The sequence below is a fragment of the uncultured Acidaminococcus sp. genome (assembly GCA_900538365.1).
Lineage (GTDB): Bacteria > Bacillota > Negativicutes > Acidaminococcales > Acidaminococcaceae > Acidaminococcus.
On sequence record UPXT01000066.1, the window covers coordinates 1 to 6,272 of the forward strand.

Here is a 6,272-nt window from a genome sequence, read left to right on the forward strand (position 1 = left end):
CAAAAGATTTCCTGTATGTCTTTTTATATGTCCTATTTCATTTTACAATTAACCGTCCCGGAATAAGGGGCGCGCACGCACCGCATTTGTTGCGGCATATAAGTGAAAAAGTTATAATAAGAGAAATGTACTTTTGATTGGGGGCGAATCCATCATGGCAAGAAATTTGATCATTACGGGGATGAGTGGGGCAGGGAAAACCCAGGTCATGCGGACCTTGGAAGACTTAGGATACTTTTGCGTCGATAACCTGCCACCGACCTTTATCCCAAAATTCATCGAACTGTGCATGAAACGCAGTGATGAATCCGATCAGCTTGCCTTGGCAGCTGATATCAGGGGCGGTAAGTTCTTTGATGAACTGACGGAAGTCCTCGACCAGCTGAGCCGAGAAAAGATTCCCTTTGAACTGGTTTTCCTTGATGCTGATGATCAGACCCTGGTGCGGCGATACAAGGAAACACGCCGTCGCCATCCCCTTGATGGGAAGGGCGGCCTAAGTGCTGATATTGCGCGCGAACGGCAGATTCTTTCCCATGTCCGCCGGCGGGCCACGACAATCATTGATACGACCCATACGACGACCAAGGAACTGCGGACCAAGATTATTTCCCTTTACGGACGGGATGGGAGTCTGCCAGCCATGAGCATTGCAGTCCAATCTTTTGGCTTTAAGCACGGAACGCCCCTTGACTGCGATATGATGTTTGATGTCCGTTTCCTTCCGAATCCCTTTTATGTGCCGGAACTGAAGGAAAAAAATGGCAACGATGCCGATGTCGTGGCCTATATTGAACATTCACCCGTGACCCAGACTTTTCTGCAGAAACTCTATGATCTTATTGAGTTCCTGCTCCCTGAATATACGAAGGAAGGCAAGAGCCAGCTCATGATTGGCGTGGGCTGCACGGGCGGTCACCATCGCTCGGTCTTTGTTGCCAACGCCTTGGGGCGGTTCATTGAATCCTGCGGGTACCAGGCCCAAGTGATTCATCGAGATCTCTTGAAGAAATAATTCCCGTGAGGAGTGTGCCTATGAAATGGATAAAGTGGCTATACCCAGGCCTTAACCTCAAACGGTGGCTCTTTCTTTTTGGTCTGGGGACAGTCCTTTCTTGTGTCGGTGTAACCTTGATCTTCAATTATCAGTTTGTCGGGCTGATTGAAGCGCTTGTCTTTAATTTTATTTCTTATGTAGGCGGCGAATTCTATCAGTCAACCATCACGGCTTTAGGTCTTTTTAACGTCGTTGTGGGCATTTTCTTTATGTGCTATGGCGGTGCTCGAGTCGTCAAGACGGTTATCCGCTCCGTCATGCCCGGAGAAAAGGAATCCCTGCGGGAACTTATCTTCACGCAGCAAAAGCTGGACAAAGGCCCATCCGTTGTTGTCATCGGCGGAGGTACAGGTCTTTCGGTGCTCCTGCGCGGGATCAAGCTCATTACCAACAACTGCACAGCAGTTGTGACTACGGCTGATGACGGCGGTTCATCCGGACGGCTGCGCAAGGAAATGGGCATCATCCCCCCTGGGGACATGCGCAATTGTCTTGTGGCCCTTGCTGATACGGAACCTGTCATGGAACGGGCCATGCAGTATCGTTTTCATGACAGTGAATTCCTTTCCGGTCACAGTCTAGGCAACCTTTTTATTGCTGCCATGAGCGACCTTGAAGGCAATATGGAAGACGGTCTTGCTGCCATCAGTGAAATCCTCAAGGTCCATGGACGAGTATGGCCCAGTACATCGGAAAATATCCAGCTCAAGGCTCAAATGGATGACGGCAGCGTCGTCATTGGGGAATCGGCCATTACCGCATCTCCTCATAAAATTGTTCGACTCATGACAGAACCGGAAAATCCAAAGGCTTCCCAGCGCGCCATTGATGCCATCCTGCATGCTGACGCCATTATCCTGGGTCCGGGCTCCCTTTATACAAGCGTCCTTGCAAGCCTGATCGTACCTGGAATCCGGGATGCAGTCGTAAAGAGCAAGGCCGTCAAGATCTATGTCTGCAATGTCATGACCCAGCCCGGTGAGACCGATGGCTACGGGGCCTATGAACATGTGGAGACTTTGGTGAACCATATGGGAGCCCAGGCCTTGGATTATGTGGTTGTCAATGTTCAAAAGGCCAAACCGGAACAGATTGCCAAGTATAGGGAAGAAGGCGCTGAGCCAGTTTCTCCTGACATCGACAAGATTGAAAAACTGGGTATTGAGGCGGTGCCGGCAAAACTCCTGAATGATAGCGACCTGGTCCGTCATAACCCGCAGAAGCTGGCAAAAAGCATCATTGCCCTCATCTATCGACTGCGTCTATTTGGACGCGGAGTACGTTTCTTTGACTATTTCTTTGCCCGTCAGACTATGCAGGAACTGCGCAGTCATGGGAAAGCGGCAAAGAACAAGGAAAAGGAGTCATGATCCATGTCCTTTGCCAGTGATGTAAAAAATGAAGTCGCACGTCTCGATTCTGAAGCAAAAGAAGGAGAACGGGCTGAATTGTTCGGACTTTTGCGGATCAGTGGATCCGTTTCCCTCTCAGGCCAAAAAGTAGGCATTCATTTTACGACTGAAAATGCGGCCTTAGCACGCCGTGTCCTTCGCCTGCTCAAAAATAACTTTGCGGTTCAGACTGAAGTCATTGTGACGCGGTCCACGAGACTTAAGAAGAACAATCGCTATCAAGTCCACGTTGTACCCAGCAGTGAGGCGCGGATTGCCTTGGGGGAACTTCATCTGCTTTCTCCCCTTGACCTTGCAGGAGCCGCGCTTCTTAAAAAGAATGTCTGCAAGAAAGCCTTTCTTCGGGGTGTATTCCTGGCGGGCGGTTCTGTAAGCCGTCCCCTCAGTGATTATCATCTGGAACTGATTACGGAACGCCTTGACATGGGGGCGTATATCTGTAAAATAATGAAAGAGTTTGATTTGCCGGCCCGCGTGATTGACCGAAAAAATACCTATGTCGTCTATTTGAAGGAAGGCAATGCCATTGCTTCTTTCCTTTCCCTTATTGGTGCCCATCATTCCTATCTGGAATTTGAGAACGTTCGGGTTTTAAAGGATATGAGGAATCAGGTCAACCGGGTTGTCAATTGCGAAACAGCAAACCTCAATAAGGTCGTCAAGGCGGCCGTGCGCCAATTGGCTGCCATTCGGACCATTGACCGTGCCGTAGGATTGGACCAGCTTCCAGAGACCTTGCAGGAGGCGGCGCGTCTGCGGTTAAAACACCAAGACCTAGCCGTAGGGGAACTTGCAGCTCTGACGGAAGGCCATATTGGAAAATCGGGTCTGAATCATCGGCTGAAGAAATTGGAACAGATTGCGGAAAAAATAGGGAAGGAAGCGCGTGAATAAGATGAAGTGGAAAAAGGGGATTCTGTTGGGCCTTGTTGCTGTTGCGGCGGGCTGCGCATGGGCAGTCCATGATTTTTTGGATTTTAGGGATCGGTCCGTGCCAATATTTGCCTATCATAGGGTGGAAGATAAGTCGGATCTTTATTCCATGCCAACCGATGAATTTCGGGCCCAAATGGAATACCTCAAGGAAAATGGGTATAAGACCATCAAATTGGGAGACTATGCAAATAGAAGAAAGGCGGGCGATTCATTTCATAAGGAATGTGTCCTTATCTTCGATGACGGCTACCTTGACAACCTCACCAATGCAGCTCCCATCATGAAGGAATATGGCTATATTGGGAATATGTTCATGGCTGGAATGTATGAAGGCTGGCCGGGGTATTTAACCTGGGACGAGGAAGTAAAGCTTGCCCAATATGGGTGGGAGCTTGGTTCCCATACTTATATCCACAAGCCACTGCCGACGCTCCCCCGCCAGGAACGGAAAGCAGATCTCAAGAAGTCCCATGACCATATGCTGGGGCTATATTATTCACCAAATGGAGTAACCTTGAGCTATCCCAATGGTGCCTATAATAAAGAGGTCGTCGAAGATGTGAAGGAAGCCGGCTATACGGCAGGCGTAACGGGGCTTATTGGAACCAATACGGAGCGGGATGGACTGCTTACCCTGCGCCGGGTCAATGTCTTCCATCATAAGACGAAAAATCTGGAGCATTTCAAAAGAGCCCTTTATAAGGCCCAGCTGATCAGTTGGATGAACGAAAAAACGGGATATGACCTCAATCGTTTTCTTTTATGGTATTACCATAAAAAGTAAAGCGAAGGCGTCGTTTCTGGGGGAGTTTTGTAAAGGCCCTTGCATAATGTCCTAAAAACAGATAAAATAAATTTTAGTTTAAAGTCAGGAGGAATGTACGATGGCAAAGAGAATCAAAACTGTCAATAAAGAAATGCTGAAAAAGACCCTGCGCAGCGGCGGCTGCGGCGAATGCCCAGCTTCTTGCCAGTCTGCTTGCAAAACGTCCTGCACGGTAGGCAACCAGGTCTGCGAAAAGGCTTAAGGTATTGTAGAACAGCTCCCTGCCTAAGCGGGGAGCCTTTTTCTTTCTAAATTCCATATCCTCTTTTTTATGATAAGGGGAGTCCATTTACTGTTAATATATCATGAAAGGCGGAAATAGTTTGCTGATCCATAGAATGCATTTAGATGACCACTATGCGGTCCTTGACGTCAATAGCGGCGCCGTTCATATCGTCGATGAGATGATCTATGATATCCTGGGGTTCTATGATGGGAACAACCAGGAAGAGACAAAGGCCCATTTCAAGGGAAAGTACGCGGATCGCGATGTGGAAGAAGTCCTGACGGAACTAAAGGAACTGCAGGATGCAGGCCTCCTCTTTTCCCCGGAGTTTTCCGTACCCGATACATTTGCCGAAGAACCCGTCCTCAAGTCCCTCTGTCTCCATGTCGCCCATGACTGCAACCTGCGCTGCGGATATTGCTTTGCCGATACGGGAGATTTTGGCGGCCATCGTGCCCTCATGAGCAAGGAAGTGGCTCAAAAGGCCATCGAATTTGCCATCAAGGGAAGCAAACAGCGCCATAATTTGGAACTTGACCTTTTTGGCGGAGAACCGCTCATGAATATGCCCGTTGTAAAATTCATTGTGGACTATGTCCGCAAACGCGAAAAAGAAACGGGAAAGAATATCAAGCTGACGCTGACCACTAACGGGACGCTCCTTACGGATGAAATCGTAACCTATCTCAATGACAATCGGGTCATGCTGGTCCTCAGCCTTGACGGGAGCAAGAAGACCCACGATCATATGAGACCCTATCCGGGGCATCTGGGTTCTTTCGATAAAGCTGTTGAAGGATTCAAGAAAGTTATTGAAAGCCGGCGGGGACGCAACTATTATCTCCGGGGAACCTATACCCATTACAACCCCCATTTTGCCGATGATGTTCTTGCCATGCTCGAAGTGGGGTCCGAGATTTCCATGGAACCGGTTGTCGGGACGGATGAACCCTATGTTCTTACGGAAGAAGATTGGCAGATCCTTGACAAGGAATATGAAAAACTCGCCCGAATTTACCTTGATAAAAGACGCAAGGGAGTTCCCTTTGATTTCTTCCACTTCAATGTGGCCCTCGATAATGGGCCTTGTGTTGCCAAGCGCCTAGCAGGCTGCGGGGCTGGCCACGAGTATTATGCCATTACGCCAGAAGGGGATATCTATCCTTGTCATCAGTTCGTCGGGCGGGAACAATATAAGATGGGCACCTTGGACACGGGCATCGTAAAAAAGGATATGGTTCAGTACTTCCGCCATATGCACGTTATGAAGAAAGAGGAATGCCGGAGCTGCTGGGCTCGTTTCTTCTGCAGCGGCGGCTGTCACGCCAACGCCGATTTGGTGAATGGCACTATCGAAAAGCCCTATGAATATGGCTGCAAGATCCAGCGCAAGCGTCTGGAAATGGCAATTATCGTCCAGGCCCTCCTTACAGAAGATGTGCAGGAAGGCAAAAAGGATGAACGTCCGGTCATTGATAACTTCAAGTATCAGGTCGATAAATAAAATCAGTACTGGCTGCCGTTTTTCGGCAGCCATTTTTCTTAGTGAATCTGGATGGGAAAAAGAAAAAAAGAGAAAAAAGTGCTTGCAAAAGATTTTTTAATCTGGTATAGTATGTACCTGTCAACACGACAAGTTCTGATGGGAACCGGCCTTGAGCCAAAGCTCCTAAAAAGAAATTTGAAAAAGTTGTTGACAGCACTTTCAAAAAGTGCTATGATATGAAAGTCGCCGATAGCCAAGAACGAAAGCGACGGTAGAACCTTGAGAACTGAATATTGATTGACAGATGTGCGGGTCAAGTCACTTTGGTG

6 protein-coding genes are annotated in these 6,272 nt (G+C 48.5%); all 6 read left to right on the top strand.

Translation table 11 applies throughout. From position 1 onward, the window contains the following. Positions 1-154: 154 nt before the first annotated feature. Complete coding sequence (gene rapZ, locus QZQ08_RS09450) at positions 155-1,015, top strand: RNase adapter RapZ (protein WP_296331317.1); 861 nt, start codon at positions 155-157, stop codon at positions 1,013-1,015. Between the two features lie 20 nt (positions 1,016-1,035). Continuing rightward, the gene (gene yvcK, locus QZQ08_RS09455; RefSeq protein WP_296331319.1) at positions 1,036-2,427 is read left to right on the top strand and encodes a YvcK family protein; all 1,392 of its coding nucleotides are present in this window, start codon (positions 1,036-1,038) and stop codon (positions 2,425-2,427) included. A gap of 3 nt (positions 2,428-2,430) precedes the next feature. Next, a complete protein-coding gene (gene whiA / locus QZQ08_RS09460; protein WP_296331321.1) occupies positions 2,431-3,363 on the top strand; it encodes a DNA-binding protein WhiA in 933 nt (310 codons plus the stop codon). A gap of 1 nt (position 3,364) precedes the next feature. Then, positions 3,365-4,189: a polysaccharide deacetylase family protein gene (locus QZQ08_RS09465; protein ID WP_296331326.1), complete on the top strand. Its 825-nt coding sequence runs from the start codon at positions 3,365-3,367 to the stop codon at positions 4,187-4,189. 100 nt (positions 4,190-4,289) lie between these two features. Then, on the top strand, positions 4,290-4,433 hold the full coding sequence (scfA, locus tag QZQ08_RS09470) for a six-cysteine ranthipeptide SCIFF (protein ID WP_009015611.1): 144 nt from the start codon (positions 4,290-4,292) through the stop codon (positions 4,431-4,433). A gap of 103 nt (positions 4,434-4,536) precedes the next feature. Next, a complete protein-coding gene (scfB, locus tag QZQ08_RS09475; protein ID WP_367268484.1) occupies positions 4,537-5,961 on the top strand; it encodes a thioether cross-link-forming SCIFF peptide maturase in 1,425 nt (474 codons plus the stop codon). Positions 5,962-6,272 lie beyond the last annotated feature (311 nt).